Here is a 25,406-nt window from a genome sequence, read left to right on the forward strand (position 1 = left end):
GGCCGGGCAAGGCGCCCGGCCGAAGTCACCGCATGGAGAGGCGGATTCGGATCCGTCTTAGAACTGCTTGACCACCTTGAACATCACGCCGTAGTCCTTCACGCCGTCCTGGTCGGCCGTGTAGCCGTTGGCGGACAGGTTGAGCAGGTTCTTGGCGTAGCCCACGCTGACCGTGCTGTTGTAGTTGAAGCGGCTGCGCTGGGTGGCATCCGGCAGCGCGAAGCGCGCATCCGGGGCACCAGCCAGGCTGGCCTGGCGCTGGCCGGCGCCGTAGAACAGGTTCGGCCCGCCCTGCAGGCGCACGCTGGCGTTCAGGCCGTTGGCGTGCTGATAGCCCAGCTTCACACCGCCGATGGCGTCCATCGCCGTGGTGGTGGCGCCCGAGACGTTGAGGTTGTAGGCCCCGGCGCCTTGCTCGTTCACCGCGTGGTCGCGGGTCTGGCGCATGTCCAGGCCCATCATCGGCGTGACGGTGAAGCCCTTCGCCACTTCCACCGGCTTGCCCACCACGAAGTTGGCGCGGTACTTGTCCTGGCCGTTCTTCGAGGAAGCGGTCTCGTTGACGCTGCCGTAGTTGAGCGAGCGGCTCGATTCCAGCCGATGTTGCTCGAACTGCAGGTCACCGGAGAGTTCCAGCCCGGCGGCGATCGGGTTGACGTACTGCACGCCGGCGAACTGGCTCACCCCCGAGAGGCCGTTGCTGGCGGCGGCGTTGGAGCCGGCGTCGATGCTGGCCAGGTTGGCCACGCCGTAGCGCACGGCCACCTTGCCCTGGTCGCCCACGCTGAAGCGCGAGGACAGCACGGCCATGTCGTACTCGGAGCCAGCCAGGCGGGCGCCGGGGGTGCCACGGGTGACCATGTTGAAGCCCAGGCCGCTCGGGGTTTCCTTGACGTTGTCGGCCAGCACGTTGAAGCGGTTGCTGAGCACCTTGGCCTGGTTCATGGCCTGGCCGAAGCCCTGGCCGGTGAGCTGGCTCACGCCCTTGGTGACTTCGGCGGCGGTGGCCAGGTTCAGGCTCTGGAACACGGCGTTGTTGGAGTAGGCGCCTTCGAGGGCGGCGGCGGCGTCCTTGAGCTTGGCGTCGGTCACCACGTCCTGGTAGGCGTTCTTGGTCATCGTCACGTCGATGCCCTTGGCGTCCTGGGCCGCGTTGGCGGTCCAGACGGCGCTGTCGGACTGAATGCTCTGGGCGCCGGTGATATCAGTGCCCTGGAACACGTTGTCGAAGGTGACCGCCTTGGCGGCGGTGCCGGCGGCGAAGGCGGTGTCGACCTTGACCTCGGAGACGTCCAGATGGCTGCCGCGCAGGGTGCCGGCCGTACCGTTGGCATTGGTGCCGACCTGGTAGCCGCGCAGCACCATGCGGGGCGCTTCGGCTGCCGGCGTGGGCACGGTGCCCTGCGAGGGCGCTGTGGTCTGGGCCACGATGGCCTTGTTGCTGCCCGTGATGGCCGCGGCGCTGCCCGGCGCAAAGATCGCACAGCCGGTGTCGCACTCGAGGTTCACGGTGCCGTTGTTGACGACCTTGCCATTGCCGCCGAAGGCGTACGAATTGTTGGCGTAGACGTTGATGACGCCCGTGGTGTTGTTGTAGATCTGGTTCGCGGTGTTGGTGCCCTTGATGCCGACCAGACCGGTGCCGTTCGTGCCGTCCGCCTTGCCGGCTTCGGTGCCGACGTTGAGGGTGCCGGCATTGATGATGTGGGTGGTGTAACCCGAATTGACGCCCAGGATGCCCACCGCCCCGTTGCCCTGCACATTGATCGTGCCTTCGTTGCCGAAACTGGTGGCGCGGCCCATGCTGATCAGTGCCTTCTCGGTGCCGTTCATCATGCCGTTGATCACGCCCGTCGAACGGTTGACCAGCCAGTTGTTCGGATTGGCGGTCGCGTCGCCATTGGCGGTCTTGAGGGCGCTGTAGCCGTCGGTGGCCGTGATCGTGCCGGCGTTGTTGAACGGCTGGCCCCCAGGCAGGGAGCTGATGTTGACCAGCGTGCCAGTGCCCGGCGCCGTATTGCGCAGGGTGCCGCCCTGTTGATTGAAGACGTTGAGGCGGCCCTGGATGGCATTGCCCGCGTTCACCGTCCAGTTGCCGGTATTGACGATGTTGTTGGTATAGGACGCTGCCGTTGCGCTGCCGTGGAAGTTGCCTTCGTTAAACAAGGTGGCGTTCGAAGCGAGCGTCAGCAGTCCCACATTCATCGTGGCACCGGCCCGGTTGTACCCCGTGCCGCTCCGCACCGCGCCGGCCGCCAGCGTGCCCTTGTTCTCGAAGGAAGCCAGCGTCAGCGAGTTCGACGGCGACGAGAAGCTGGCGCCTTGCTGGTTGAGCAGCCAACTGCTGCGCATGTCCAGCGTGGCGGCGTTGGTCACTGCGCCATAGTTGGTGAGATGGTTGGCGGCGACATAACCCAGGGGGTCATCCAGCGTAACCGACTGGCCTGTTCCGGCAATGACGCCGGCAAGTGGCGTGGCCGTGTTCGGCGTCGCCCCCATATGCGAGTCGCTCGGGTCCATGGTCTGGCCGTTGAAGTTCACGCTGCCCCGATTGACGATCAGGCTGGTGCCGTCAACGTCGAAGGCCCGGCCCGCACCGGTCTCGATGTTGATGACGCCCGTGGTGTCGTTGATGGCGGTGCCACCGTTGTAGGCGGCCATGCCGATCAACTGTCCATCGCGCGCCGTTGCGCCCTCGTCCGCGACGAGGTTGATGGCGCCTTGGTTGACAACAGTCGCACCTTTCTGGGCAACCATGCCGATGCCAGCGTTATGCATGGTGATGGTGCCTCCGGGCGCATTGGTGGCCGTGCCCAGACTGACGCGGTCGGTGCCTGCGTACATGCCGGCGCCGTAGTCGTCGGCGCGAGCAAAGGCGATATCCGACTTCGGCTGGAGGTCGATCTTGCCCTCGTTGCGCACGGCGCCCTCGATGGCACCCATGCCGTAGAGCCGGTAGCCATGGCCGGTGATCGTGCCGGTGTTGACGGCGGTGCTGCCCGCATTGCTCGCGATCATCCCCATCATGCCGCTCTGAACGGCATGATAGTTGACCCACTCCCAGTCGCCGTTGCCTTCGAGGACGGCTTCGGCATCATCGCTGTTGAGCGAGATCGTGCCGCTATTTGTTGCGCTGGCGCCTTCATAAGCGAAGAGGGCGACCGTGGAGACGTGGGTACCTGTGCCCGTGACAGGGGCATCCTCGTTCACCTTCGTCAGGTCGATCGTACCTTCGTTGTTGACCCGGCTGCCCGTGCCCCGTGCCTCGATGAAGTGGGTCTGGGTGCCAGCCTGGACATGGGCTGAATCCTTGATGTCCAGGCTGGCGCCGCTGCGGACATCGATCAGGGCCGTGCCGCCGTTGTCATACATCTCGTGGGTGCTGTACCGGCTGGTATCGGCGTTAAGGTCGCCGTTCTCCCAGATGATGCGGGCGCCGTTGCTGGCCGTGATCAGTTTCGGGGAGAACGTGCCGCTGCCCTCGATGCTGGAGTGACCCGAGATGTGCAGTTCGCTGTTGCCGTCGACGGTAACGAGCGGCGCGTAGATGCTGCTGCCTGCGGACTGCGCACTGCCGGCTGCCCCGGTCAAGGCATTTTTTTCGCCCGTCAAGGACACGCCACCATTCAGGAACACCTTGTTGGTGTTTTCTGCGCCAGCCACGTCTCCGGACACGATCACCCCGTTGAGCGACTCCGCCGCGCCACTTCCACCACGGGCAACGAAGGCTTCAATCTCTTCGCCATCGGCCACGACGTGCAATTGCCCGTTCAGAATCACGGTGTTGCTGCTCCCGGTGACGGCCAGGCCCGTGGCGGTTTCCGCAAACCGCTCGGCCGCATCGGGGGCGCTCTGGTCCTTGTCTACGGTGATGCCGCCGTGCAGCGTGATCGTATTACCGGTGCCGGCCACCTTGACGCCGGTGGCGTTACCACCGATTACCGTGACGTTTGTCGTAGCCGCGCCCTGACCGGCGCTGCCGATGACGATATGGCCGTCGTTGCCGTTCAGCTGCGCGCCGGTAGCATCGTTGCCCACCGTCATCTGTCCAATCAGGTTGACCTCGGCACGGTCGCCGTTCACGGAGACGCCCGTGGCGCCGTCCGTGATGGTGTTCTGTCCGGCGTCGGTGACGATGGCGTCGTCGCCATTGACAAGCGTCCCGATCGAACCGGTACCCGCGGTGTAAACGTTGCCGGTATTGGTAATCGTGGCGTTCGAGCCGTCGACGCGAGTCCCGGTGCCGCCTTCGGCGACCGTCACGCTGCCTTCGTTGACCACCGTTGCGCCGTCGCCGGTCACCGATGTCCCGACGGCGCCCTCGCCGGTGGCCGATACCTGGCCGGCGTTGATGATCGTGGCGTTGTCGCTCTTGACTTCCGTGCCGATCTGGCCGGCAAAGACCTGGATGTCTGTGGCATTGACGATGCGAACGCCGGGAAGCGGGGCAGGGCTGGGTGCGGGCTCGGCGTCGGGGGCGACGACCGGAGCGATCACCGGGGCGAAGTCGGGAGCGATCGCCGGGGCCGGTGCGCTGGCGTGGCTGCCGCCACCGCCATTGAGCAGGGCCGCGAGGCCGCCGAGGCCGGCGACAACGCCAGCGCCGATGACGAGCTTCTGATCGCCAGACGTCGCAGTTTCCTTGCAAGTATCGACAATCGGCAGGCCGGCGGCGTCGAGTTCGGGCTCGCAGGCGGCCGCGTCGGCCGACTGGATGTCTTGGGAAGTCGTGGGCTGGGCGAGCACGGCCGCTTCCGCGTCAATCTCGCCGGCATTGGCCATGCCTTGCATGCCCATCAGGCTTGCCGCCACGGCCAAGGCAGTCAGTGCCTTGCGCACGCTGCTGCGCTTGCCGTGGGACTTGGCGATTTCGGAAACGGCAACCCAGGTGCCAAGGGATTCGTTAAAGACTGCGCGATAGGTGGTGTTCATTTCTGCTCTCCATGAGTGTGCATGGAGGGTAGAAACGAAGCGGTCTGCGCTGAATGGTAGAAACTTTAGAAACCGGGAGACGCCGGGGGGGCCCCCCCGACCCGGTTTCGATCCGGATCTATCCGATCACCCGAACGGGTTTCCGTTCAACGCGCGCGCAGCGCATCCACGATATTCAGGCGCGACGCGCGCAGCGCTGGCAGGAATCCGCCGATGAAGCCCATCGCCATCGAGAACAGCAGCGTCTTGACGACGATGCCCGGCGTGAGCAGGAAACGGAACGACAGGTCGGCGAAGGTCTGGAAGTTCGTCGTCGAAAATGACGCAAACTGCATCAGCGCGGCGCAGGCCAGCCCGGCCACGCCGCCGACAAAGCCCAGCAGCACCGCCTCGATAAGAAACGCCGCGAGCACATTGGTGCGCTGGAAGCCCAGCGCGCGCAGCGTGCCGATCTCGCCCACGCGATTGGCCACCGAGGCGTACATCGTGATCATGGCGCCGATCATCGCCGCCACGGAGAAGATCGTGGTCAGCGTCAGCCCAAGGATGTTGATGAAGGTGGAGAGCGCGCGCGACTGGTCGCTGTAGAACTGCTGCTCGCGCTTGGCCTCGTTGGCGAGGCGGGGGTCCACGTCGATGTCGGCCCGGAACTTGTCGAAGCCGTCCGCCTGGCCCAGGCGCACCACCATCGACGAATAGCTGGTGCGCCGGAACGACTGCATGAGCTGGTCTACATCGCCCCAGATCTCGGAGTCGAAGCCGCTGCCGCCGGCGTCGAAATGGCCCACCACGGTCCAGTCGCGCTGGGCAAAGCGCAGGTGGTCGCCAATGCGCACGTTGCCGAAGCCCTTGGCGATGCTGCTGCCGACGATGATCTCCGACGAACCCGGCCGGAACACGCGCCCGGCCGTGATACGTACCTGCGGGCGCAGCGTCATGCCCTGCGGCGATATCCCCCGGATCACCACATTGGCCGGGGAGGCCGCGCCGCTCTTGGTCAGCGAAATCAGCACCACGGCCTCGCGCGAGGCCATCGGCCGACCCTCCTTGTTCATCGCCACGGCCGGGTGCATCTCCATGGCCGCCGCCTGGTCGCGGGTGATCGCGCTCTGGATCTCGGTTTCGGCGCCCTTGCGGATCAGCACCACGTTGTCCGCCTCGCCGGTGGTCACCAGCGTCTGCTTGAGGCCGGCGTCGAGCATCAGCATCGCCGCGAAGACGAAGACCACCAGCGCCAGCCCGCCCGCCGTGAGCGCGGTGGTGAGCCGCCGGGCCCAGACGTTGCGTGCGATGTAGTGGAGTGGGATGACCATGTGGGGGAGGGGGCCGGGCCGGTCAGCCGATGGCCCGCAGGCCCTCGACGATGCGCACGCGCGCCGCCTGCACGGCCGGCACGATGGCCGCCGCCACGCCGCAGACGAGTGCGCAGGCCGCCTGCATCGCGGCGGTTTCGTGCGACACGGTGAACACCGGGAACACGTTGCCGACCGTCGACTTGAACAGATTGGCGGCCGGTGGGGTCAGTAATATGCCGATGGCGCCGCCGATCATGCACAGCACCATCGACTCCCCGAACACCAGCATCGCCAGGAAGCCCGGCCCGAAGCCAAGTGCTTTCAACGTCGCATATTCGGTGGTCCGCTCGCGGGCGCTCATCGCCATGGCATTCGCCATCACGGCCATCACGATCACGATCACCACGTAGGACACCACGCGGATGGCCGCGATGATCTGGTTGGACATCGCCACGAAACCGAGCTGGAACGCCTGCTCCGTCTCGGTCATGGTCTCGGCCAGCGAGTTGCGGAAGACGTCGTCCACGCGGCGGGAGACGGCGGCGGCATTGTCCGGGTTGTCGATGCCGAGGATGAACACGCCCACCTGATCCGGCTTGCCGACGGCCTTCTTGCGGATGCTTTCGTTCAGGTACTCGTAGTGGAACAGCATCTGCCGCGTGATGGTGGACTCATCGCGGCCTTCCATGATGCCGCGCACGACGAAGTCCCACGTGCCCGGGTAGATCGTGCCCTTGAGCGGGATGACATCGCCGATCTTGAAGCCGTACTGGTCGGCCAATTGCCGGCCCACCAGCGCGCCCCGGCGGTCGCGCCGGTAGTCCGCGCGCTGTTCGGGCGGCAGGATCAGTTCGGGATACAGATCGATGTAGTTGTCCGAGACGGCGAACTGGGCGAAGAAGTTCTTGGGGTCGCGATAGGTGCCCGCGAACCAGCTTGAGCGGGCGACTTGCGTCACGCCCTCCACGCCACGGATGCGATTTTCGTAGCTCAGCGGCAGCGGAAACACCAGCGAGATCGAGTTGCGCGTGACCAGCCGCGCGTTGGACGCCGCAGCCGCGCCGGCGTACCAGGCATCCACCACGGTCTGGAGCAGCCCGTATGCCAGCACGGCGATGACCAGCCCGAGCACGGTCAGCGCCGTGCGCAGCTTGTGGCGCATGGCGTTGCGGGCGATCAGCCGGGGCAGGTACATGGCGATGGGGTCCTGATGTCCTGGAATGCTGAAACTAGCGCCGGCCGGCCAGCAGTTCGCCCTTTTCCAGATGGACGAGCGAGCGCGCCGCCTCGGCCGCGTGGGCGTCGTGGGTGACCATGATGATGGTCTTGCCGGCGTCGGCATTGAGCCGTTGCAGCATGGCCAGGATCTCGGTGGCGGAGGTGCGGTCGAGGTCGCCAGTGGGCTCGTCGGCCACGATCAGCGTGGGGTCGGTAATCAGCGCGCGGGCAATCGCCACGCGCTGCTGCTGGCCGCCGGACAGCTCGGACGGGTAGTGGTCCATCCGGTCGGCCAGATTGACCATGCCCAGCACCATCTCCACGCGCTCCCGCCGCTCATGGCGCGACAGGCGCGTCAGCATCAGCGGCAGTTCGACGTTCTCGTACGCGGTGAGCACCGGCATCAGGTTGTAGAACTGGAAGATGAAGCCGACGTGCGCGGCGCGCCAGTCGGCCAGCGAGGATTCCGGCAGCCCGGCAATGTCCACCCCGGCCACGCGCAACTCGCCGCTGTCCGGGCGGTCGATGCCGGCGATCAGGTTCAGCAGCGTGCTCTTGCCCGAGCCGGACGGCCCCATCAGCGCGATGAAATCGCCCTCGGCAATGTCGAGTGTGATGTCGGACAGCACCGGCACCGTCTGCGCACCACGCCGGTACGACTTGGCGAGGTGGCGGATGGCGACGAGCGGCTCAGCGGGGCGGGGGGCGGCGGGATCAGTTGTCACGTCGGTTGTCACGTCGGTCGTCACGTCACTTCTTCGCCACGGTGACCTTGCTGCCATCGGACAGCTTGTCGGCCGGCGCCAGCACCAGCGTGTCGCCGGGCTTCACGCCCTGCACGGCCACCAGCTCGCCCACGCGGGCGCCCTTGGTCACCGGCACCTGCCTGGCCTTGCCATCCACCACCTGGAACACCACCGGCTTGCCGTCGCGCTCGACAATGGCGGCCGGCTGCACGGCGACCAGCGCCTTGCGGTCCTCGGGCGGCACAGGCTTGGAGAGGAAGGCGATCTTGGCGCTCATGTCCGGCAGCACGCGCGGGTCACGGTCGACAAAACGCACCTTGACCAGCACGGTGGCCTTCGAGCGGTCCACAGTCGGCACGATGCGCGACACCCGGCCGGCCATGCGCAGGTCGGGCAGGGCGTCCAGCAGCAGTTCCACGGGCTGGTCGACGATGATCTTGACGATGTTCGACTCGGACACATCGGCCTCGACTTCGAGGGTCTCCATGTCGGCGATGGTCACGACCGCGCCCTTGGTGTCCGAGGCGGCCGAGAACGGCGTGATGTTGTCGCCGACGTTGGCGTGCTTGATCAGCACCACGCCGTCGAACGGCGCGCGGATCACGGTCTGCTCGATGGATACCTCCGCCGAGCGGGCGTTGGCCTGGGCGGAGGTGATGGACGCCTGCGAGTTGTTGATCGACGCCTTCGCCTTGTTGTAGCGGGCCAGGTCGGCGTCGTACTGCTGCACCGAGATGGCCTTGGGCGCCAGCAGCGTCTCGGAGCGGCGCAGGTTCACCTCGGCATCGCGCAGTTCGGCCTGCTGGAGTTGCAGGTTGGCCTGCGCCACCTGCACCTGCGCCCGGGCCTGGGCCAGCGACGCCTCCACGTCCCGGCTTTCGATCCGGGCGATGATTTCGTCCTTCTTGACGCGCGAGCCTTCCAGCACGCCCAGCCATTCGAGCCGGCCCTGCGCCTTGGACGCCAGTGCCGCCTTGCGCTGCGGCACCACGTAGCCGGTGGCGTTCAGCAGGGTGTAGTTCTGGGAGGGGTAGGCGCTGGAGACGGTGACCACCTCCACCGCCTGCGGCCCGGCCAGCCGGGCGCCAATGCCGATCACGGCCAGCACGACCACGGCGATGGCCGCGTAGCGGAGCCAGCGGCGGCGCCCACGCGGCGCGGGCGCCATGGCACTGCGATCGATCTTCAGCCTGCTCAGGTCTTGATCAGCCAATTTTTCAACCGATAGGGTGCGGAAAAGGGCTGACAGTATAGCGCCGTGTGATCCCGACGCCGGCGCCTGCGCGGAATCAAAGCAGCTTGCCCGGATTCATGATGCCGCTGGGGTCGAACACCTGCTTGATGGCGCGCATCAGGCGCAGTTCGAGCGGGTCTTTCAGTGCCAGGAACGCGTCGCGCTTGAGCTGGCCGATGCCGTGCTCGGCGCTGATGCTGCCGTCGTAGCGGGCCACTTCGTCCAGCACGTCCTCGCTGACCGCCTTGCCCTCGTTGAGCGCCCATTTGGCGTCCGCGCCGAGCGGGCGCGACAGGTTGTAGTGCAGGTTGCCGTCGCCAAAATGGCCGAAGATGAACGGGCGGATGCCGGGGTGCTTCGCCAGCAGCCGGGCCTCCATCGATGCCATGAAGGCCGGAATCCGCTCGATCGGCAGCGAAACATCGTGCTTCAGGTGCAGCCCGTCGGCGCGCTGGGCCTCGGAGATCTCCTCGCGCAGCCGCCACAGGCTCTGCAACTGGGCCAGCGAGGCCGAGACCGCCGCGTCGAGGCAGAGACCCTGCTCCAGCGCGTCGCCAATCACCGATTCCAGCAGGGCGTTGAGCACGTCCTCGGGCGCCGTGTCGGCGATTTCCACCAGCACATAGGCGGGATGGCGCTCCGGGAAGGGCGCCTGCACGCCTTCGGCATGGGTCAGCACCAGTTCCAGGCAGTCGCCCGTAAAGAACTCGAAAGCCTGAAGCCGGGCGCCGCAACGGGCGAACAGCAGCGAGAACAGCTTCAGCGCCTGCTCGGACGATTCCACGGCAGCCAGCACCACGGCGCGCGAGTCGGCGCGCGGCAGCAGGCGCAGCGCGGCAGCCGTGATCACGCCCAGCGTGCCTTCGGAGCCAATTAGCAGTTGCTTGAGGTCGTAGCCGGTGTTGTCCTTGCGCAGCGTGCGCAGGCCGTGGAAGACCTCGCCATCGGGCAGCACCGCCTCCACGCCCAGCACCAGCTCGCGCGTCATGCCGTAGCGCACCACGTTCACGCCGCCGGCGTTGGTGGCGAGATTGCCGCCGATCTGGCACGAATCCTCGGCCGCCAGCGACAGCGGGAACAGCCGGTCGGCCTCCTCGGCGGCACGGCGCAGATTGCCGAGAATGCAGCCGGCCTCCACGACCATGGTGTTGGCGATGGTGTCGATCGACCGGATCTTGTCCATGCGGTCCAGGCTCAGGATCACGTTGACGGACCGGTTGTCCGGCGCGGCACCGCCGCACAGGCCGGTATTGCCGCCGCGCGGCACCACCGGCACGCCGGCCTGCTGGCACAGCGCCAGCGCCCGGGAGACCTGCTCGGTCGTGCGCGGCCGAATCACGGCCTGGGCCTGGCCCTTGTAGAGGCCGCGCCAGTCGCTGGTCCACGGCGCCACGTCATCGGGCGCGGTGGCCACCACGTCGGGGCCAAGGGTGTCGGTCAGGCGTTGCAGGAAGGCGGCGTCGGACATGGGATACCTATCTATATATAGAGGGGGTTCAGGCGGCGGCCCGCAGCGGCAGGCCAAGCCGCGCGGCGGCATTGCGAAGATGGGCGGCAGCGGCCAGCCGGGCGGCCTCGGGGTCCGCCGCGCGGATCGCCTCGAAAATCGCCACATGCTCGCCATGCACCTGCTCGGGCAGCCCCGGCTGCTGCTGGGAATTGCCGCGCGCGGTGCGCACGGCGTGATGGAGCTGCAGGTTCAGGTACTGGAGCAGGTCCTGGTAGTACTTGTTGTGGGTGGCGGTGGCCACGGCCACGTGGAACTGAGTGTCGGATTCGGCACCCCGGTCGATGTCGTGCAACTGGGCGGCGAGGGTACCGAGCAGGTCGGCCATACGCCGGAGATCGTCGTCGGTCCGGCGACGCGCGGCCATCGCGGCGGCGGCGCTTTCCAGATCGAGACGCAGCTCGTAGATCGCCGCCAGATCGGCGGCGTCGGCGCCAGCCTGGCCGGACAGGCGGAATCCAGCGTCGCTGACGCGGGAACGGACGGTGCTGCCGAGCCCCTGACGGCTTTCGATCATCCCCTGCGAGCGGAGATGCTCGGTCACTTCCCGGATGACGGCGGTGCTGACGCCGTATTGCTCGGCGAGCTGCTTGCCGGTGGGGAGGCGGGCGCCGACCGGGTAGACGCCGTCCGCAATCTCCGCGCGGAGTTGCTGGATGACGCGTTCGGTGAGGGTGATCGGGCGGGTCGTCTGCATGGGGTGAGACGTTACCCTTTTATGGTTATATGAAAACTTGGGGTAAACGCTGATGTGGTGTTGGCTTTTGGAGTCGCAGCGCCCGCAGGGCGATGTGAAACATGCCGTTGCCAACAAAAGCCAACACCATCCATCAACGAACCGCCCCCCTCGCAACCTCCAAATTCCCCCTAACCCTCCGAGCCGTCTCAGAATCCGCCGGCAGCAACCGATACAACCGCTCCCAATACCCAATCGCCTCAGGCAGCGCCCCCCGCTCAGCCGCATCCGTCCCCGCCAGGGCCAGCGCCTTGGGCTCCTCCCCATCCAGCGCCAGCGCCGCCCGCACCTGCTCCATCGGCGCCCCCTCCAGCTGCCCCCCAGCCGCGCTGGCCAGCGCATCGGCATAGTCGGCCCGCAGCGCCGCCGCATCCGGCACCAGCACCACGGCCTTCGCGTAGGCCGCCGCCGCGTCGTCAAACCGTTCCAGCGCCGTATAAGACCTCGCCAGCATGTACCAGCCGTTGGCATCGCCCGGCTCCTGCCGCAGGCGCAGGGCCAGCCGGGACACCATGGCGTCGATTTGCTGCATGTCGACCGTATGCCCATCGCCAGTCGGCAGCGTGGCCGGCGCACTGGCCCACGCCGCGCGGACCATGCCGGGGTTGCCGAGGTGGAGGTAGAGCAGCATCGCCCCGCCTGGCAGCAGGGCCAGCGAGGCGGCGACCACCCAACGGGACCGTCCCGGCGGCGGACCACTATCGAACGATTCTGGCCGATCAGTACGAGGCCGGAACACCGCCCGATGCCGCCGCCGCGCCCGCACCACAACCACCGCAGTGCCGAGCACCAGCAGCGCCGGCCCGAACCACAGCAGCCACGTCAATGGTCGCACCGGCGGGTCGTAGAGCACGAAGTCGCCATAGCGCTGCACGAGGAAGTCCTTCACGGCGGTCTCGCTCGCGCCGCTGCGTAGCTGCTCCCGGATCTGGGCGCGCAGGTCCACCGCGAGGTCGGCGTTGGAATCGGCCAGCGTCTGGTTCTGGCAGACCAGACAGCGCAGCTGTTCCGCCAGCGCATGCACGCGGGCGTCCAGTTTGGCGGCGTCTTCGGCGCCGTGGGCGGCGCACGCCATCCAGAGCAGGCAGGCGAGCGCGACTCTACGCATGGCCGGGCTCCCGTTCCAGCGTGCGCAGCAGCGGCAGGATCTTCTGCTCCAGCACCTGCGGCGTGACCGGCCCCACCTGTCGATAGCGCACCACCCCGGCTCGGTCGATGACATAGGTTTCCGGCACGCCATACACACCCAGGTCGATGCCGGCCTTGCCATCCGCGTCCACCAGCGACGCCACGTACGGATCGCCCATGCGCCGCAGCCAGTCGCGCGCGGCGTCGGGCTGGTCCTTGTAGTTCAGGCCGACCAGCGGCACCTCGGACTTCCCGGCGAAGTCGGTCAGCACGGGATGTTCGACGCGGCACGCGGTGCACCACGACGCCCACACGTTCAGCATCCACACCTTGCCTTTCAGGTCGGATGTGGCGCGTACATCGCTGGAAGCCTTCAGCAGCGGCAACTGCAACGCTGGCGCGGGCTTGCCGACCATGGCCGATGGGAGTTCGCGCGGATCGTGCCGCAGCCCGGCGGCCAGCGCGGCGGCCAGGGCGAGGAAGACGGCCAGCGGCAGCAGAAAGCGCGTCATCGCAGCGGCTCCCGGGTGGTGGCCAGCGGCACGGCGGGGCGCGGGGCCGGGGGCGCGGCCTCCGCTTCCACCTCGGCCGTCCGACGTCGATAGCGCCGGTCGCAAGCCGCCAGCAGACCACCGAGCGCCATCAGCACGCAGCCACCCCAGATCCAGCCGACGAACGGCTTCACGTGGAGCCGCACCGCCCACTGGCCGTCGGCCACCTGTTCGCCGATCGCCACATAGAGGTCGCGGGTAAAGCCATTGTCGATGGCGGCCTCGGTGGTCGGCATGTCCTGGCTGCGGTAGACGCGCCGTTCCGGCGCCAGCGTGGCCACCGTCTGCCCGTCGCGGCTGGCCACCAGCTTGGCGCGGAACGCCGCGTAGTTCGGGCCGCGCACCGGCGCCACGCCCTCGAAGCGGAACGTGTAGCCGCCCACGCTGACCACCTCGCCGGCGCGCATCGGCAACTCGCGCAGGCTTTCCTGGCTTTTCACCAGCGTCACCCCGGCGATAAACACGCCCACGCCGACATGCGCGAGCAGCATCCCGTAATACCCGGCCGGCAACTGCCGCAGCGCCGATCGGCCACGATGGCGCAGCCGGCTGGCGAGGCTGGTCAGCCCGCTGGCCACGCACCAGGTAGCCAGCCACAGCCCGAGCCCGGTCAGCGCGGAGGCCGTGCGCAGCGTCGCCAGCAGCGCCAGGGCCACCAGCAGGCTGCCGATGGCGGCCCAGCGCAGCCGCGCGGCCAGGTCGGGCAGGGCGGCGTGGCGCCAGCGCACCAGCGGGGCCACGCCCATCAGCAGCACGGCCGGCGCCATCAGCGGCACGAAGACCTGTTCGAAATAGGCCGGCCCCACCGAGATCCTGCCGAGGCCGAGCACGTCCAGCAGCAGCGGGTAGAGCGTGCCGAGCAGCACCGTGGCCGCCGCCACGGCCAGCAGCACGTTGTTGGCGAGCAGGAAGGATTCGCGCGAGACCGCCGCGAAGGCCGCGCGCACCGACACCCGCGGCGCGCGCCAGGCATAGAGCGCCAGCGCGCCGCCCGTGATGGCGCCGAGCAGGGCGAGGATGAACACGCCGCGCGTCGGGTCCACGGCGAAGGCGTGTACGGAGGTCAGCACGCCCGATCGGACCAGGAAGGTGCCGAGCAGGCTCAGCGAGAACGTGAAGATGGCGAGCAGCGCGGTCCACGCGCGGAAGGCGCCGCGCTTCTCGGTGACGGCCAGCGAGTGCATCAGCGCCGTGCCGGCCAGCCAGGGCATCAACGAGGCATTCTCCACCGGGTCCCAGAACCACCAGCCGCCCCAGCCCAGCTCGTAGTAGGCCCAGGCGCTGCCGAGCAGGATGCCGATGGTCAGGAAGCTCCACGCCAGCGTGGTCCACGGCCGCGCCCAGCGCGCCCAGGCGGCGTCCAGCCGCCCGCCCAGCAGCGCAGCCACCGCGAAGGCGAAGACCACGGCAAAGCCCACATAGCCCATATAGAGCTGGGGCGGATGGAACACCATGCCGGGGTCCTGCAGCAGCGGGTTCAGGTCGCGCCCCTCCATGGCCGGCGGCAGCAGGCGGATGAACGGGTTGGAGGCGAACAGCAGGAACAGCAGGAAGCCCACGCTGATGGCGCCCAGCACACCGATCACGCGGGCCCGCAGCGCCGGCGGCAGGCCGCGGCTGAAGCGCGCCACGGCCAGCGTCCAGAGCGCCAGCATCAGTGTCCACAGCAGCATGGAGCCCTCGTGCCCGCCCCAGACCGCCGCCGCGCGATAAATCGCCGGCAGCGCGGTATTCGAGTTGGCCGCCACGTAGCGCACGCTGAAATCGTTGTCGAGGAAGGCCAGCGTCAGCGCGCCGTAGGCTGCCATCACCAGCAGCGCCTGGGCGACGGCGGCGGGGCGGGCCACGGCCATCAGCGTGGCGTCGCCGCCGGGACCCCGCGCGGCGCCGGCAATCGGCAGCACCGCCTGCATCACGGCGACGAACAGCGCGAGGATCAGGGCGAAGTGACCGAGTTCGACGATCATCGTGGCGTGGTCTCCGGGATGCGTGCCTTGGTCTGGGCGGCCTGCTTCAGGGCCTCGGCGGCCTCGGGCGGCATGTAGTTCTCGTCGTGCTTGGCCAGCACTTCGGTGGCCTGGAACACGCCGTCGCGCAACTGGCCACGCGCCACCACGCCTTTGCCTTCTCGAAACAGGTCCGGCAGGAGGCCGCGATAGACCACGGGCACCTGTCGCATGGTGTCCGTGACGATAAAGCGGATGGTCATGCCGTCGCCCTCGCGGCGCAGCGAGCCGGTCTCGACCAGCCCCCCCAGCCGGAACGCCCGGCCGGCCGGGGCTTCCTGCGCGGCCACCTGCGTCGGGCTGAAGAAGAAGACGAGGTTGCCCCGGAACGCGTTGAGCACGAGTGCCGTGGCCACGCCGGCGCAGGCCAGCGCGGCCAGCAGCCAGCCGAGGCGACGGCGCCGGGTGGTCATGCGCGCGGTGCGTCGCCAGCCGCCAGCCGCCGCGCGGCCCGCGCGCGCCGCGCCAGCAGCATCATTTCCAGCCCCAGCGCGGCAAACGCCACCCCGAAGGCGCCGGCCACATAGCCCAGATGGGGCGAAGACAGCAGGAGGTTCAGCATGATCGGCTCCGGTTCTCGTTAGATCAGCCGCGGCTCGGCGCGCTCGCGCAGGATGCAGCGCACGCGCACCAGCGCCACGGCAATCGTGTACATCCAGCAGGCCAGCGTCATCAGCAGCATGCCGGCCAGCATGGTGTGCGCCATGGATGGCGCGGCGGTCAGGCTCACCGACGCGCCCTGATGCAGCGTGTTCCACCACTGCACCGAGAAATAGATGATGGGGATGTTCACCACGCCGACCAGCGCCAGCACCGCGCAGGCACGCTCGGCGCGGCGCGGGTCGTCGATGGCGTTTTCCAGCGCGAGAAAGCCGAGGTAGAGGAACAGCAGGATCAGTTCGGAGGTCAGCCGGGCGTCCCAGACCCACCACGTGCCCCAGGTCGGCTGGCCCCACAGCGCGCCGGTCCAGAGCGCAATAAAGGTGAACAGCGCGCCGGTGGGGGCCAGCGCGGAGGCCATCATCGACGAGAGCCGCGTGCGCAGCACCAGCGCCAGCGCGCAGTAGCTGGCCATCACGAGGTAGATGAACATCGACATCCACGCTGCCGGCACGTGGATGAAGATGATGCGATAGACCTCGCCCTGCTGGGCGTCCGTCGGCGCCACGCCGAAGCCGAGGTAGAGCCCGGCGATCAGAAACAGCGCTGCCGCCACGGCGAACCATGGCACCAGCCGCCGGGCCAGCGGGTCGAAGCGGGCCGGAGAGGCGTAGGTCAGCCAGCGCGACCGGGAGGGCTGGGGCAGTCTGGCGGAGCGGGGCAGGTCGGCCGAGGGTCCCATCGTCTCACTCCATGGCAATGCGCAGGCCGGCAGCGGCGGCCGGTGGACAGAGGCACAGCGCCAATGCCAGGCAGGCGCCCAGCAGCGACAACTGCGGCATGACGTCGAGCCCGGCATCCGCCGCCGCGCCGGCCCCGGCGCCAAAGACCAGCACCGGCACGCAGAGCGGCAGGACGAGGATGCACAGCAGCACCGCGCCGCCGCGCACGCCCAGCGTCAGCGCCGCGCCCACCGCGCCGATCAGGCTCAACACCGGCGTGCCGATCAGCAGCGACGCCGCCAGCATCCACGTGGCCCCGGCCGGCAGCGAGTACTGCTGCGCCAGCACCGGCGTCAGCACCAGCAGTGGCAGGCCACTGGTCAGCCAGTGCGCACAGATCTTGGCCAGCACCAGCAGCGCCAGCGGCGCCGGGGACAGCAGCATCTGCTCCAGGCTGCCTTCGGCATGATCGGCGGCGAACAGGCGCGACAGCGACAGCATCGACGCCAGCAGCGCCGTCACCCACAGGATGCCGGGCGCCAGCGCGCGCAGTTGCTGCGGATCGGGGCCGATGGCGAGCGGGAACAGGCTGGCGGCGATGACGAAGAACACCAGCGTGGCGACAAGGCCGTCGCGCCGGCGCCAGGCCAGCTTCAGGTCATGGACGAGCGTGGCGCCGAAGGCATGCATCAGGCGGTGCCCTCCAGCGCGAGCCCGCGCAGCCTGCCGCGCGCCGTTGCCAGTGGCAGCGCCAGCGGGCCGTGCAGGGCGATCACGGCCATGCCGCCGGCGGCCAGATGGGCGTCGAGGCGGGTGCGGAAGTGGTCGGCGGCGGGGGCGTCCAGCGCCGCCAGCGGCTCATCCAGCAGCCACAGCGGGCGCGGTGTGAGGGTCAGCCGCGCCAGCGCGATACGCCGCCGCTGGCCCTGGGAGAGCGTACGCAGGCGCGCATCGGCCATCCGCGCGAGCCCGGCGTCCGCCAGCGCCGCCCGCGCTGCCTCCGGCGTGACCCGGTGGCCGGCCAGCCGCGCCGCATAGACCAGTTGCTCGGTGGCGCTCATGTCGGCATCGAGCCCATTGTGGTGGCCGAGGTAGGCCACCGCTCGCCCATAGTCCGGATCGCCACCGCGCACGGGCCGCCCTTGCCAGGTCACGGCGCCGGCCAGCGGCACCAGCAGCCCGGCCAGCACCCGCAGCAGCGTGGATTTGCCGCTGCCATTGGGCCCGGTCAGGGCGATGGCCTGCCCCGGCGCCAGGTCGATGTCGATGCCATGGAACACGGCGCGGCCGGCGCGGGCAAAGGCGAGCTGGTGGGCCGCGAGCATGGGGCGGGCCTCAGCCGGAACGGGGTCGGGAGCGGGAACGGGCGCGCGCGGCGTGGGTCATTCGCTGCCCTCGGCCTTGGAGACATCGGGCAGCCGGTGCGCAATGCCCTTGTGGCAGTCGATGCAGGTCCGCTCCTTGTTGGCGAGGTAGGTGGAGTGCATGGCCTGGGCGCGCGGGCTCTGCCGCGTGAAGTCCATCGACTGGTAGTCGTGGCAGTTGCGGCATTCGAGCGAGTCGTTGGCCTTGAAGCGCGCCCACTCGTGCTGGGCCAGCTCCAGCCGATGGGCCTGGAACTTCTCGCGGGTGTCGATGGTGCCGAAGATCTTGGCCCAGACCTCCTTCGATGCCTGCATCTTGCGGGCCATCTTGTCGGTCCAGTTGTGCGGCACGTGGCAGTCCGAGCACTTGGCGCGCACGCCGCTGCGGTTGGTGAAGTGGATGGTGCCCTGCAGCTCCTGGTACACGTTGTCGCGCATTTCGTGGCAGCCGGTGCAGAACTTCTCGGTATTGGTGAACTCCAGCGCCGTGTTGAACGCGCCCCAGAACACCACGCCCGCGATGAAGCCGCCCAGCGTGAGGAAGCCGAGGCTGAAATACGCGCTGGGCCGGTTGATGGTGCGCCAGTATCGTTTGAGCAGGTCGAGCATCGCGCTAGTCCGCCAGGTCTTATTTCTTGGCTGCAGTGCCCTTGGGCGCCGCCGGTTTCTTCAGCATGGTCTCCACGTCCGTGAACGTGTTGCCGACCAGCGGCTTGGCGTCGGCCTGCGGCACGTGGCACTGGGTGCAGAAGTAGCGCCGGGGCGAGACATCGGCCAGCACGTTGTTGTTCCGGTCCATGTAGTGCGTAATGCTGACCGGAATCGCCTGGGTCTCCTCGGTGCGGGTGCGCGCGTGGCAGAACATGCAGCGGTTGTAGTCCTTGTCGAGCTGGTAGCCGTCGATCTTGTGCGGGATGGTCGGCGGCTGCATGGTGTAGTTGCGGGTGCGGCGCACGTCCTTGTTCTCGGTGGGGTAGAGCAGGGGCGGTTTGGACTCGCTGCCGATGGGCGTGGGACCGCGCATGGCGTCGGTCAGCCCCTTTCCCTCGGACTGGGCCTGCGCGCCGGCCAGCACGAACTGGCTGGCGAGGATCCAACCCATCCAGACTGTTGATCGCATGGCGTGGCCCCCCTATACCTTCACGATCTTGACCGCGCACTTCTTGAAGTCGGTCTGGAGCGAGATCGGGCAGGTGGCGTCCAGCGTCACCTTGTTGATCAGCTGGCTGGCGTCGAACCACGGCACGAAGACCAGCCCGCGCGGCGGCTGGTCGCGCCCGCGCGTCTCGATCCGGGAGCGCATGCGCCCGCGCCGGGACACCACCTCCACCTCCACGCCGCGCCGCAGTCCCATCGCCTTGGCATCCTCGGGATGCATGAACACCACGGCGTTGGGGAAGGCGCGGTACAGCTCGGGCACGCGGCGGGTCATCGAGCCGGAATGCCAGTGCTCCAGCACCCGGCCGGTGGCCAGCCAGAACGGGTATTCCTTGTCCGGCGACTCGGCGGCGGGCTCGTAGGGCAGGGCGAAGATGACCGCCTTGCCGTCCGCGTTGCCGTAGAACTGGAAGCCGGTGCCGGCCTTCACGTAGGGGTCGCTGCCCTCGCGGTAGCGCCACAGGGTTTCGCGTCCGTTGACCACGGGCCAGCGCAGGCCGCGCGCCTCGTGGTAGGCGTCGAACGGGGCCAGGTCGTGGCCGTGGCCCCGGCCGAAGCTCGCGTATTCCTCGAACAGCCCCTTCTGGATATAGAACCCGAACGCCTTGGCTTCATCGTTGTGGTAGTCCGGGTTGACTTCCTTGAGCGGGAACTTGTCCACCTGGCCGTTGCGGTAGAGCACATCGAACAGCGTCTTGCCCTTGACCTCCGGCATCTTGGCGATCAGGTCCGCCGGCCAGACTTCCTCGATCTTGAAGCGCTTGGAGAACTCCACCAACTGCCACAGGTCCGAACGGGCCTCGCCGGGGGCATCGACCAGTTGATGCCAGAACTGGGTGCGCCGCTCGGCGTTGCCGTAGGCGCCTTCCTTCTCTACCCACATGGCGGCAGGCAGGATCAGGTCCGCCGCGAGCGCGGTCACGGTGGGGTAGGCGTCCGAGACCACGATGAAGTTTTCCGGGTTCCGGTAGCCCGGCAGCCCTTCCTCCATCAGGTTGGCCGCCGCCTGCATGTTGTTGTTCACCTGCACCCAGTACGCGTTGAGCTTGGCGTCCTTGAGCATGCGGTTCTGCAGCACGGCGTGGTAGCCGGGCTTTTCGGGGATGGTGCCGGCCGGGATCTTCCAGATCCGTTCGGCGGTCTCGCGGTGCTTGGGGTTGGCGACCAGCATGTCCGCCGGCAGCCGGTGCGAGAACGTGCCCACCTCGCGCGCGGTGCCGCAGGCCGAGGGCTGGCCGGTCAGCGAGAACGGGCTGTTGCCCGGCGTGGCGATCTTGCCGGTCAGCAGGTGGATGTTGTAGACCATGTTGTTGGCCCAGCTGCCGCGCGTGTGCTGGTTGAAGCCCATGGTCCAGAAAGACACGACCTTGATGTTCGGGTCGGCGTAGAGGGCGGCCAGCTGTTCGAGCTTGTCGCGCGGCACGCCGGAGAGCTTGCTGACGGTGGCCACGTCGTACTTCGCCACGAACTTGGCGAAATCGTCGAACGTGATCGGCGTGGCGGCGTTGGGGTCGGCCGCGTTCTTGGCCTTCTTCTGCAGTGGGTGGTCCGGGCGCAGCCCGTAGCCGATGTCGGTCACGCCCTGCTTGAACACCGTGTGCTTGTTGACGAAGTCCTTGTTGACCTTGTTATTGGTGATGATGTAGTGGGCGATGTAGTTCAGGATCGCCAGGTCGGTCTGCGGCGTGAAGATGATCGGCAGGTCGGCCAGTTCGTAGGAGCGATGGGTGAAGGTAGACAGCACCGCCACGCGGGTCTTGGGTGCGGAGAGGCGGCGGTCCGTCACCCGGGTCCACAGGATCGGGTGCATCTCGGCCATGTTCGAGCCCCACAGCACGAAGGCGTCGGCCACCTCGATATCGTCGTAGCAGCCCATCGGCTCGTCCATGCCGAAGGTGCGCATGAAGCCGGCCACGGCGGAGGCCATGCAGTGACGGGCGTTCGGGTCGATATTGTTCGTGCGGAAACCGGCCTTCATCAGCTTGGAGGCGGCGTAGCCCTCCCAGATCGTCCACTGGCCCGAGCCGAACATGCCGACCGCCGTGGGGCCTTTCTCCTTCAGCACGCGCTTGAACTGGGCGGCCATCACGTCGAACGCCTTGTCCCAGGTCACGGGCTGGAACTCGCCGTTCTTGTCGTACTGTCCGTTTTTCATGCGCAGCAGCGGCTTGGTCAGCCGGTCCTGCCCGTACATGATCTTGGACAGGAAGTAGCCCTTCACGCAGTTCAGGCCCTTGTTGACCTCGCACAGCGGGTCACCCTGGGTGGCCACCACCTTGTTTTCCTTGACCGCCACGGTCACGCCGCAGCCGGTGCCGCAGAAGCGGCAGGGCGCCTTGTCCCATTTCAGGCGGGTCAGGTCGCTGTCCGTGACGAAGTTGGCCGCGTCCGCGCCCAGCGGAATGCCGCCCACCGAGGCGGTGGCGGCCACGGCCGTCTGCTTAATAAAGTCCCGGCGAGTGACTTTCATCGACAATCTCCGTGTCCATGTCGCACGCATCCTCGTTGTGCTGGTAGACCAGGGTGGCCGCCAGCACGCCGTCCAGCTGATGGAGGAACGTCAGATGCGCCGCGATGGCGCGTGAGGTGGGGGCTTCCAGCGTGACGACGAGCTTGCCGGCGTCGCTGGCGGCGTGGATCTCGGCACCGGCCAAACCGGCGATGGCGCCGCGCACGGCATCGAGGCTCGCCGGCTGGGTGTGCACGAGCACGCCGGCGATGTGCCACTGCTGCGCATCGGCGTCATCAGGGCTCTCTGCGCGGGTGTCTCCCGGCTGCGCCGTGGGGAGTGGCGGCTCGGGGGTGGAATGCGTGGTACCTGGCATGACTGTCCTTGCGGCGGCAGGCCGCGTCGTTCAGTGCTATAGGAACTGCAGGCGTCACCCCACCGGGCGACGTCGGTCCATGCCAATCAATGCGTGGGCGGGCCGCTGACGAGTTGGGTCATCCAGACGATGAATCCGTACCCGGCCACGACGATGACGGTCAGCACCGGCACCATCACGGCGGTCAGGAACAGGAAGCTCCGGAGTTCTTCTTTCTTGCGCTGCGGATCGTCGGCGACAGCCATCGCAAAGTCCGGCATGGATTTCGTGGGGACGGGATCATTTAAGGAAGCGCATCCGGTGGTGTCAAGCGCGCATTGGGCCAATATGGCACGGCGTGATGTGTGTGGGTCGTGCGGAGGGCGTGTATCGGGCGATCTCTGATAAGTCAGAGACCGCCCCGGGGCGAGGCTCAGGGCTGGGCGCCGAACTCCGTCTGCGCGCGGGTCCAGGCGCGGGCCTGCTCGCTGATGGAGACGCCCAGGCCGGGGCGCGTGGGCACGGTGATGCGGCCGTCGCGGATCTCCAGCCGCTCGTTGAACAGCGGTTCGAGCCAGTCGAAATGCTCGACCCACGGCTCGCGCGGATACGCTGCCGCCAGATGCACATGCAGTTCCATGGCGAAGTGCGGCGCAATCATCAGCCCGGCGTGGTCGGCCAGCGCCATCACCTTCAGGAACGGCGTGATGCCGCCCACGCGCGGCGCGTCGGGCATCAGGTAGTCGGCGGCGCGGTGGCGGATCAGGTCCCAGTGTTCGGCGGCGCTGGTCAGCATCTCGCCGGTGGCGATGGGGGTGTCGAACTGCGTGGCCAGCGCGGCGTGGCCTTCGTGATCGTAGGCGTCCAGCGGTTCCTCGATCCAGACCAGGTTGAACGACTCGAAGGTGCGGCACATGCGCTGCGCGGTGGGGCGGTCCCACTGCTGGTTGGCATCGACCATCAGCGGCACGGCATCGCCCAGGTGCTCGCGCACGGCGGCCACGCGGCGCAGGTCTTCGGCGCGGTCTGGCTGGCCCACCTTGAGCTTGATGCCGCCAATGCCGCGCTCGACGGACGCCGCCGCGTTCACCTTGAGCTGGTCCAGCGGGGTGTGCAGGAAGCCGCCCGAGGTGTTGTAGCAGCGCACGGCATCCCGATGGGCGCCCAGCAGCTTGGCCAGCGAGAGGCCGGCGCGCTTGGCCTTCAGGTCCCAGAGCGCCACGTCGATGGCGCCGATGGCCTGCGTGGACAGGCCGCTGCGTCCCACCGAGGCGCCGGCCCAGCACAGCTTGTCCCAGATCCTGGCGATGTCGCTGGCGTCCTCGCCCAGCAGGGCCGGGGCGATCTCGCAGGCGTGGGCGTACTGGCCGGGGCCGCCGGCCCGCTTGGAGTAGCTGAAGCCGAGCCCGGCGTGGCCATCGGCGGTCTGGATTTCGGCGAACAGGATGGCCACCTCGGTCATCGGCTTCTGTCGGCCGGTCAGCACCTTGGCGTCGCTGATCGGGGTGGCGAGCGGCAGGTAGCAGGAAGAGAGGCGGATCCAGGCGATCGAATCGGGAGACATGCGGGTTCCTTTTCAGGGTATGACAACGTTGTCATTCAAGGGCGGAATGCCCGGCTGGGATGCGTCGTATTGGCCACGTGGTCGTTGTTTATGGCCGGGATGCGCGCCAGTTCAGGCAATCGTCGGTAGAATGCTAACGTTGTCATACGACTGGGTCAACCCGTCGGCCGACATCGTATCTCCATCCAATCCGCTTAAACCCGCCAGAACCCGCATGCCCCAAGCTCCAGCGTCGAAGTCCGTCACGCTCCATGATGTCGCCCGGCAGGCCGGCGTCTCGCTGATTACCGCCTCGCGGGCGTTGAGCAATCCGGGCATGGTGTCCGAGGCCACCATCGCGCGCGTGCGCGAGGCCGTGGCGGTGACCGGCTACATCCCGAACCTGCTGGCCGGCGGGCTGAAGTCCCGCAAGAGCCTGATGGTGGCCGCGCTGGTGCCGAACATCGCTGTGCAGCAGTTCCTGCCGACCGTGAAGGCGCTGACCGATGCGCTGGACGCCGCCGGCTACCAGTTGATCCTCGGCCAGACCGGCTACGATCACGCCCGGGAGGAGGCGCTGCTCGCCACGATGATCAGCCGTCGCACGGACGGCATCGTGGTGACCGGCCTGATCCATTCGCAGACCGCGCGCGACCAGTTGCGCCGCGCCGGCATTCCGGTGGTGGAGACATGGGATTTGAGCGATCGGCCCGTGGACATGGCGGTGGGCTTCTCGCACCTCAAGGTGGGCAGCGCCATCGCCGGCTACTTCCTCGGGCAGGGGCGGCGCCGGCTGGCCATCGCCACCGGCGACGACCAGCGGGCCGCCGTGCGACGCGAGGGCTTCCTGTCCACGGTGGGCCACGATGTGCCGACCGTGGTGGTGCCCGCCCCGAGCAGCCTTGAATACGGCCGCAAGGCGCTGGCCGACCTGCTGGCGCAGGCCCCGGACATCGAGGCAATCTATTGCAGTTCCGACCAGCTCGCGCAAGGCGTGATGATCGAAGCACACGCGCGCGGGCTGCGCATGCCGCAGGATCTGGCGATCTGCGGCTTCGGCGACGCCGACTTCGCCGCGCATATGAACCCGCCGCTGACCACCGTCCACGTGGATGGCGCGCAGATCGGCGAACTGGCCGCGCGGCAGTTGCTGGCGCGTTTTCGGGGCGAGCCGGTGCCCGAGTCGGTGATCGACGTGGGCTTCCGCATCATCGAGCGGGGCACCACGTAAGACGCTGCATCAGTGCGCCGATGAAGGTGCTCTGCCCGGCGCGGCTCGAACCGTATCAGCCGGCGCAACCTTTGCAGCCGGCACGCTAGGCCGGTCCACTGTCACATCCCGTCCGGCGGCAGCAGGTGGACGTTGTACGCCACTTCCCACAGGTGGCCGTCCGGGTCCTGGAAGTGACCGGCATAGCCGCCCCAGAAGGTCTTCTGCGCGGGCTTGGTGATGGTCGCGCCGGCCTGTTTCGCCTGTGCCATCACGGCATCGACCTCGGCCTCGCTACGCACGTTGTGGGCCATCGAGAACTCGGTGGCGCTGGGCGGCGCCACCGGCAGGCCGGCCTCGCGGGCGAGGTTCTCGCGCGCGAACAGCGCCAGCTTGGTCCCGCCTTGCAGGTCGATGAACACGGCGGCGCCATGCTCGAATTCCTGCCCGATAATGCCGGCGGTCGGCAGGCCGAGGCCATCGCGGTAGAAGCGCAGCGAGCGTTCCAGATCGTCCACGCCCAGCGTGATCAAGGTGATATAGGGTTTCATGGGCTGTCTCCGTTTTCGGTGCGACAGCTTACCTCCGATCCGCCCGCCTCAGCCCAATCAGCGGGGATGCGGCAGAATGCGCTTTCCGCACCCCCGCGCCC

General features: G+C 68.0%; 23 protein-coding genes. 1 reads left to right on the plus strand and 22 read right to left on the minus strand.

The annotated features are described in order from the left end of the window. Positions 1-57: 57 nt before the first annotated feature. From AC1DFU_RS15560 to AC1DFU_RS15660, 21 genes are all read right to left on the minus strand, one after another. Complete coding sequence (locus AC1DFU_RS15560; protein ID WP_441591001.1) at positions 58-4,932, minus strand: ESPR-type extended signal peptide-containing protein; 4,875 nt, start codon at positions 4,930-4,932, stop codon at positions 58-60. A gap of 146 nt (positions 4,933-5,078) precedes the next feature. Beyond that, positions 5,079-6,245, minus strand: coding sequence for an ABC transporter permease (locus AC1DFU_RS15565; RefSeq protein ID WP_441590999.1), 1,167 nt, complete (start codon positions 6,243-6,245; stop codon positions 5,079-5,081). A gap of 22 nt (positions 6,246-6,267) precedes the next feature. Further along, positions 6,268-7,422, minus strand: a complete 1,155-nt coding sequence (locus AC1DFU_RS15570) for an ABC transporter permease (protein WP_092301125.1) — start codon at positions 7,420-7,422, stop codon at positions 6,268-6,270. 34 nt (positions 7,423-7,456) lie between these two features. Next, entirely contained in the window at positions 7,457-8,170 is a 714-nt protein-coding gene (locus AC1DFU_RS15575; RefSeq protein ID WP_441590997.1) for an ABC transporter ATP-binding protein, read from the minus strand. Between the two features lie 25 nt (positions 8,171-8,195). Then, positions 8,196-9,404: an efflux RND transporter periplasmic adaptor subunit gene (locus AC1DFU_RS15580; protein ID WP_477159674.1), complete on the minus strand. Its 1,209-nt coding sequence runs from the start codon at positions 9,402-9,404 to the stop codon at positions 8,196-8,198. 76 nt (positions 9,405-9,480) lie between these two features. Beyond that, entirely contained in the window at positions 9,481-10,893 is a 1,413-nt protein-coding gene (locus AC1DFU_RS15585; RefSeq protein ID WP_441590993.1) for an FAD-binding oxidoreductase, read from the minus strand. A gap of 28 nt (positions 10,894-10,921) precedes the next feature. Continuing rightward, on the minus strand, positions 10,922-11,629 hold the full coding sequence (locus AC1DFU_RS15590) for a FadR/GntR family transcriptional regulator (RefSeq protein ID WP_092301134.1): 708 nt from the start codon (positions 11,627-11,629) through the stop codon (positions 10,922-10,924). Between the two features lie 133 nt (positions 11,630-11,762). Further along, positions 11,763-12,776 carry a cytochrome c-type biogenesis protein CcmH gene (locus AC1DFU_RS15595; RefSeq protein WP_441590991.1) on the minus strand — a complete coding sequence of 338 codons (1,014 nt, stop codon included), beginning with the start codon at positions 12,774-12,776 and terminating at the stop codon, positions 11,763-11,765. After that, positions 12,769-13,308 carry a DsbE family thiol:disulfide interchange protein gene (locus AC1DFU_RS15600; RefSeq protein WP_092301137.1) on the minus strand — a complete coding sequence of 180 codons (540 nt, stop codon included), beginning with the start codon at positions 13,306-13,308 and terminating at the stop codon, positions 12,769-12,771. The genes AC1DFU_RS15595 and AC1DFU_RS15600 overlap by 8 nt, the downstream gene beginning before the upstream one ends. After that, positions 13,305-15,314, minus strand: a complete 2,010-nt coding sequence (locus tag AC1DFU_RS15605) for a heme lyase CcmF/NrfE family subunit (RefSeq protein ID WP_441590989.1) — start codon at positions 15,312-15,314, stop codon at positions 13,305-13,307. The genes AC1DFU_RS15600 and AC1DFU_RS15605 overlap by 4 nt, the downstream gene beginning before the upstream one ends. Then, entirely contained in the window at positions 15,311-15,766 is a 456-nt protein-coding gene (ccmE, locus tag AC1DFU_RS15610) for a cytochrome c maturation protein CcmE (RefSeq protein ID WP_092301143.1), read from the minus strand. Before ccmE ends, AC1DFU_RS15605 begins: the two co-directional genes overlap by 4 nt. Beyond that, entirely contained in the window at positions 15,763-15,915 is a 153-nt protein-coding gene (gene ccmD / locus AC1DFU_RS15615; RefSeq protein WP_092301146.1) for a heme exporter protein CcmD, read from the minus strand. Before ccmD ends, ccmE begins: the two co-directional genes overlap by 4 nt. 18 nt (positions 15,916-15,933) lie before the next feature. Continuing rightward, complete coding sequence (locus AC1DFU_RS15620; RefSeq protein ID WP_441590987.1) at positions 15,934-16,695, minus strand: heme ABC transporter permease; 762 nt, start codon at positions 16,693-16,695, stop codon at positions 15,934-15,936. Between the two features lie 4 nt (positions 16,696-16,699). Beyond that, complete coding sequence (ccmB, locus tag AC1DFU_RS15625) at positions 16,700-17,365, minus strand: heme exporter protein CcmB (protein ID WP_092301152.1); 666 nt, start codon at positions 17,363-17,365, stop codon at positions 16,700-16,702. Beyond that, a complete protein-coding gene (gene ccmA / locus AC1DFU_RS15630) occupies positions 17,365-18,000 on the minus strand; it encodes a cytochrome c biogenesis heme-transporting ATPase CcmA (RefSeq protein ID WP_441590985.1) in 636 nt (211 codons plus the stop codon). The genes ccmB and ccmA overlap by 1 nt, the downstream gene beginning before the upstream one ends. A 57-nt stretch (positions 18,001-18,057) precedes the next feature. Continuing rightward, entirely contained in the window at positions 18,058-18,648 is a 591-nt protein-coding gene (locus tag AC1DFU_RS15635) for a cytochrome c3 family protein (RefSeq protein ID WP_092301158.1), read from the minus strand. Between the two features lie 19 nt (positions 18,649-18,667). Then, positions 18,668-19,141 (minus strand): nitrate reductase cytochrome c-type subunit, encoded by a 474-nt coding sequence (locus tag AC1DFU_RS15640; RefSeq protein ID WP_255370982.1) that lies wholly within the window; start codon positions 19,139-19,141, stop codon positions 18,668-18,670. A gap of 30 nt (positions 19,142-19,171) precedes the next feature. Then, positions 19,172-21,667 (minus strand): periplasmic nitrate reductase subunit alpha, encoded by a 2,496-nt coding sequence (gene napA / locus AC1DFU_RS15645; RefSeq protein ID WP_441590983.1) that lies wholly within the window; start codon positions 21,665-21,667, stop codon positions 19,172-19,174. Further along, the gene (locus AC1DFU_RS15650; protein ID WP_092301167.1) at positions 21,639-22,022 is read right to left on the minus strand and encodes a chaperone NapD; all 384 of its coding nucleotides are present in this window, start codon (positions 22,020-22,022) and stop codon (positions 21,639-21,641) included. The genes napA and AC1DFU_RS15650 overlap by 29 nt, the downstream gene beginning before the upstream one ends. Positions 22,023-22,108: 86 nt before the next feature. Then, positions 22,109-22,267, minus strand: a complete 159-nt coding sequence (gene napE, locus AC1DFU_RS15655) for a periplasmic nitrate reductase, NapE protein (protein ID WP_092301325.1) — start codon at positions 22,265-22,267, stop codon at positions 22,109-22,111. A 167-nt stretch (positions 22,268-22,434) separates the two neighbouring features. Beyond that, on the minus strand, positions 22,435-23,565 hold the full coding sequence (locus AC1DFU_RS15660; RefSeq protein ID WP_441590980.1) for an L-talarate/galactarate dehydratase: 1,131 nt from the start codon (positions 23,563-23,565) through the stop codon (positions 22,435-22,437). A gap of 214 nt (positions 23,566-23,779) precedes the next feature. Here AC1DFU_RS15660 and AC1DFU_RS15665 point away from each other — a divergent pair, with 214 nt between their 5' ends. Further along, on the plus strand, positions 23,780-24,775 hold the full coding sequence (locus AC1DFU_RS15665; RefSeq protein ID WP_092301173.1) for a LacI family DNA-binding transcriptional regulator: 996 nt from the start codon (positions 23,780-23,782) through the stop codon (positions 24,773-24,775). A gap of 101 nt (positions 24,776-24,876) precedes the next feature. Here AC1DFU_RS15665 and AC1DFU_RS15670 read toward each other — a convergent pair whose 3' ends face one another. Beyond that, positions 24,877-25,305 carry a VOC family protein gene (locus tag AC1DFU_RS15670; protein ID WP_092301176.1) on the minus strand — a complete coding sequence of 143 codons (429 nt, stop codon included), beginning with the start codon at positions 25,303-25,305 and terminating at the stop codon, positions 24,877-24,879. Positions 25,306-25,406: the final 101 nt, after the last annotated feature.

This window comes from Cupriavidus sp. 10L45 (assembly GCF_056395225.1).

Bases quoted from the DNA above. Each gene is read 5' to 3' on its own strand.
- AC1DFU_RS15570 (WP_092301125.1), bottom strand. From the start codon at position 7,422: ATGTACCTGCCCCGGCTGATCGCCCGCAACGCCATGCGCCACAAGCTG.
- AC1DFU_RS15590 (WP_092301134.1), bottom strand. From the start codon at position 11,629: ATGCAGACGACCCGCCCGATCACCCTCACCGAACGCGTCATCCAGCAA.
- ccmD (WP_092301146.1), bottom strand. From the start codon at position 15,915: ATGCTGAACCTCCTGCTGTCTTCGCCCCATCTGGGCTATGTGGCCGGC.
- AC1DFU_RS15585 (WP_441590993.1), bottom strand. From the start codon at position 10,893: ATGTCCGACGCCGCCTTCCTGCAACGCCTGACCGACACCCTTGGCCCC.
- napA (WP_441590983.1), bottom strand. From the start codon at position 21,667: ATGAAAGTCACTCGCCGGGACTTTATTAAGCAGACGGCCGTGGCCGCC.
- ccmA (WP_441590985.1), bottom strand. From the start codon at position 18,000: ATGCTCGCGGCCCACCAGCTCGCCTTTGCCCGCGCCGGCCGCGCCGTG.
- AC1DFU_RS15665 (WP_092301173.1), top strand. From the start codon at position 23,780: ATGCCCCAAGCTCCAGCGTCGAAGTCCGTCACGCTCCATGATGTCGCC.
- AC1DFU_RS15650 (WP_092301167.1), bottom strand. From the start codon at position 22,022: ATGCCAGGTACCACGCATTCCACCCCCGAGCCGCCACTCCCCACGGCG.
- AC1DFU_RS15600 (WP_092301137.1), bottom strand. From the start codon at position 13,308: ATGACGCGCTTTCTGCTGCCGCTGGCCGTCTTCCTCGCCCTGGCCGCC.
- AC1DFU_RS15595 (WP_441590991.1), bottom strand. From the start codon at position 12,776: ATGCGTAGAGTCGCGCTCGCCTGCCTGCTCTGGATGGCGTGCGCCGCC.
- AC1DFU_RS15670 (WP_092301176.1), bottom strand. From the start codon at position 25,305: ATGAAACCCTATATCACCTTGATCACGCTGGGCGTGGACGATCTGGAA.
- AC1DFU_RS15635 (WP_092301158.1), bottom strand. From the start codon at position 18,648: ATGCTCGACCTGCTCAAACGATACTGGCGCACCATCAACCGGCCCAGC.
- AC1DFU_RS15565 (WP_441590999.1), bottom strand. From the start codon at position 6,245: ATGGTCATCCCACTCCACTACATCGCACGCAACGTCTGGGCCCGGCGG.
- AC1DFU_RS15605 (WP_441590989.1), bottom strand. From the start codon at position 15,314: ATGATCGTCGAACTCGGTCACTTCGCCCTGATCCTCGCGCTGTTCGTC.
- AC1DFU_RS15660 (WP_441590980.1), bottom strand. From the start codon at position 23,565: ATGTCTCCCGATTCGATCGCCTGGATCCGCCTCTCTTCCTGCTACCTG.
- AC1DFU_RS15640 (WP_255370982.1), bottom strand. From the start codon at position 19,141: ATGGGTTGGATCCTCGCCAGCCAGTTCGTGCTGGCCGGCGCGCAGGCC.
- ccmE (WP_092301143.1), bottom strand. From the start codon at position 15,766: ATGACCACCCGGCGCCGTCGCCTCGGCTGGCTGCTGGCCGCGCTGGCC.
- AC1DFU_RS15560 (WP_441591001.1), bottom strand. From the start codon at position 4,932: ATGAACACCACCTATCGCGCAGTCTTTAACGAATCCCTTGGCACCTGG.
- napE (WP_092301325.1), bottom strand. From the start codon at position 22,267: ATGGCTGTCGCCGACGATCCGCAGCGCAAGAAAGAAGAACTCCGGAGC.
- ccmB (WP_092301152.1), bottom strand. From the start codon at position 17,365: ATGCATGCCTTCGGCGCCACGCTCGTCCATGACCTGAAGCTGGCCTGG.
- AC1DFU_RS15620 (WP_441590987.1), bottom strand. From the start codon at position 16,695: ATGGGACCCTCGGCCGACCTGCCCCGCTCCGCCAGACTGCCCCAGCCC.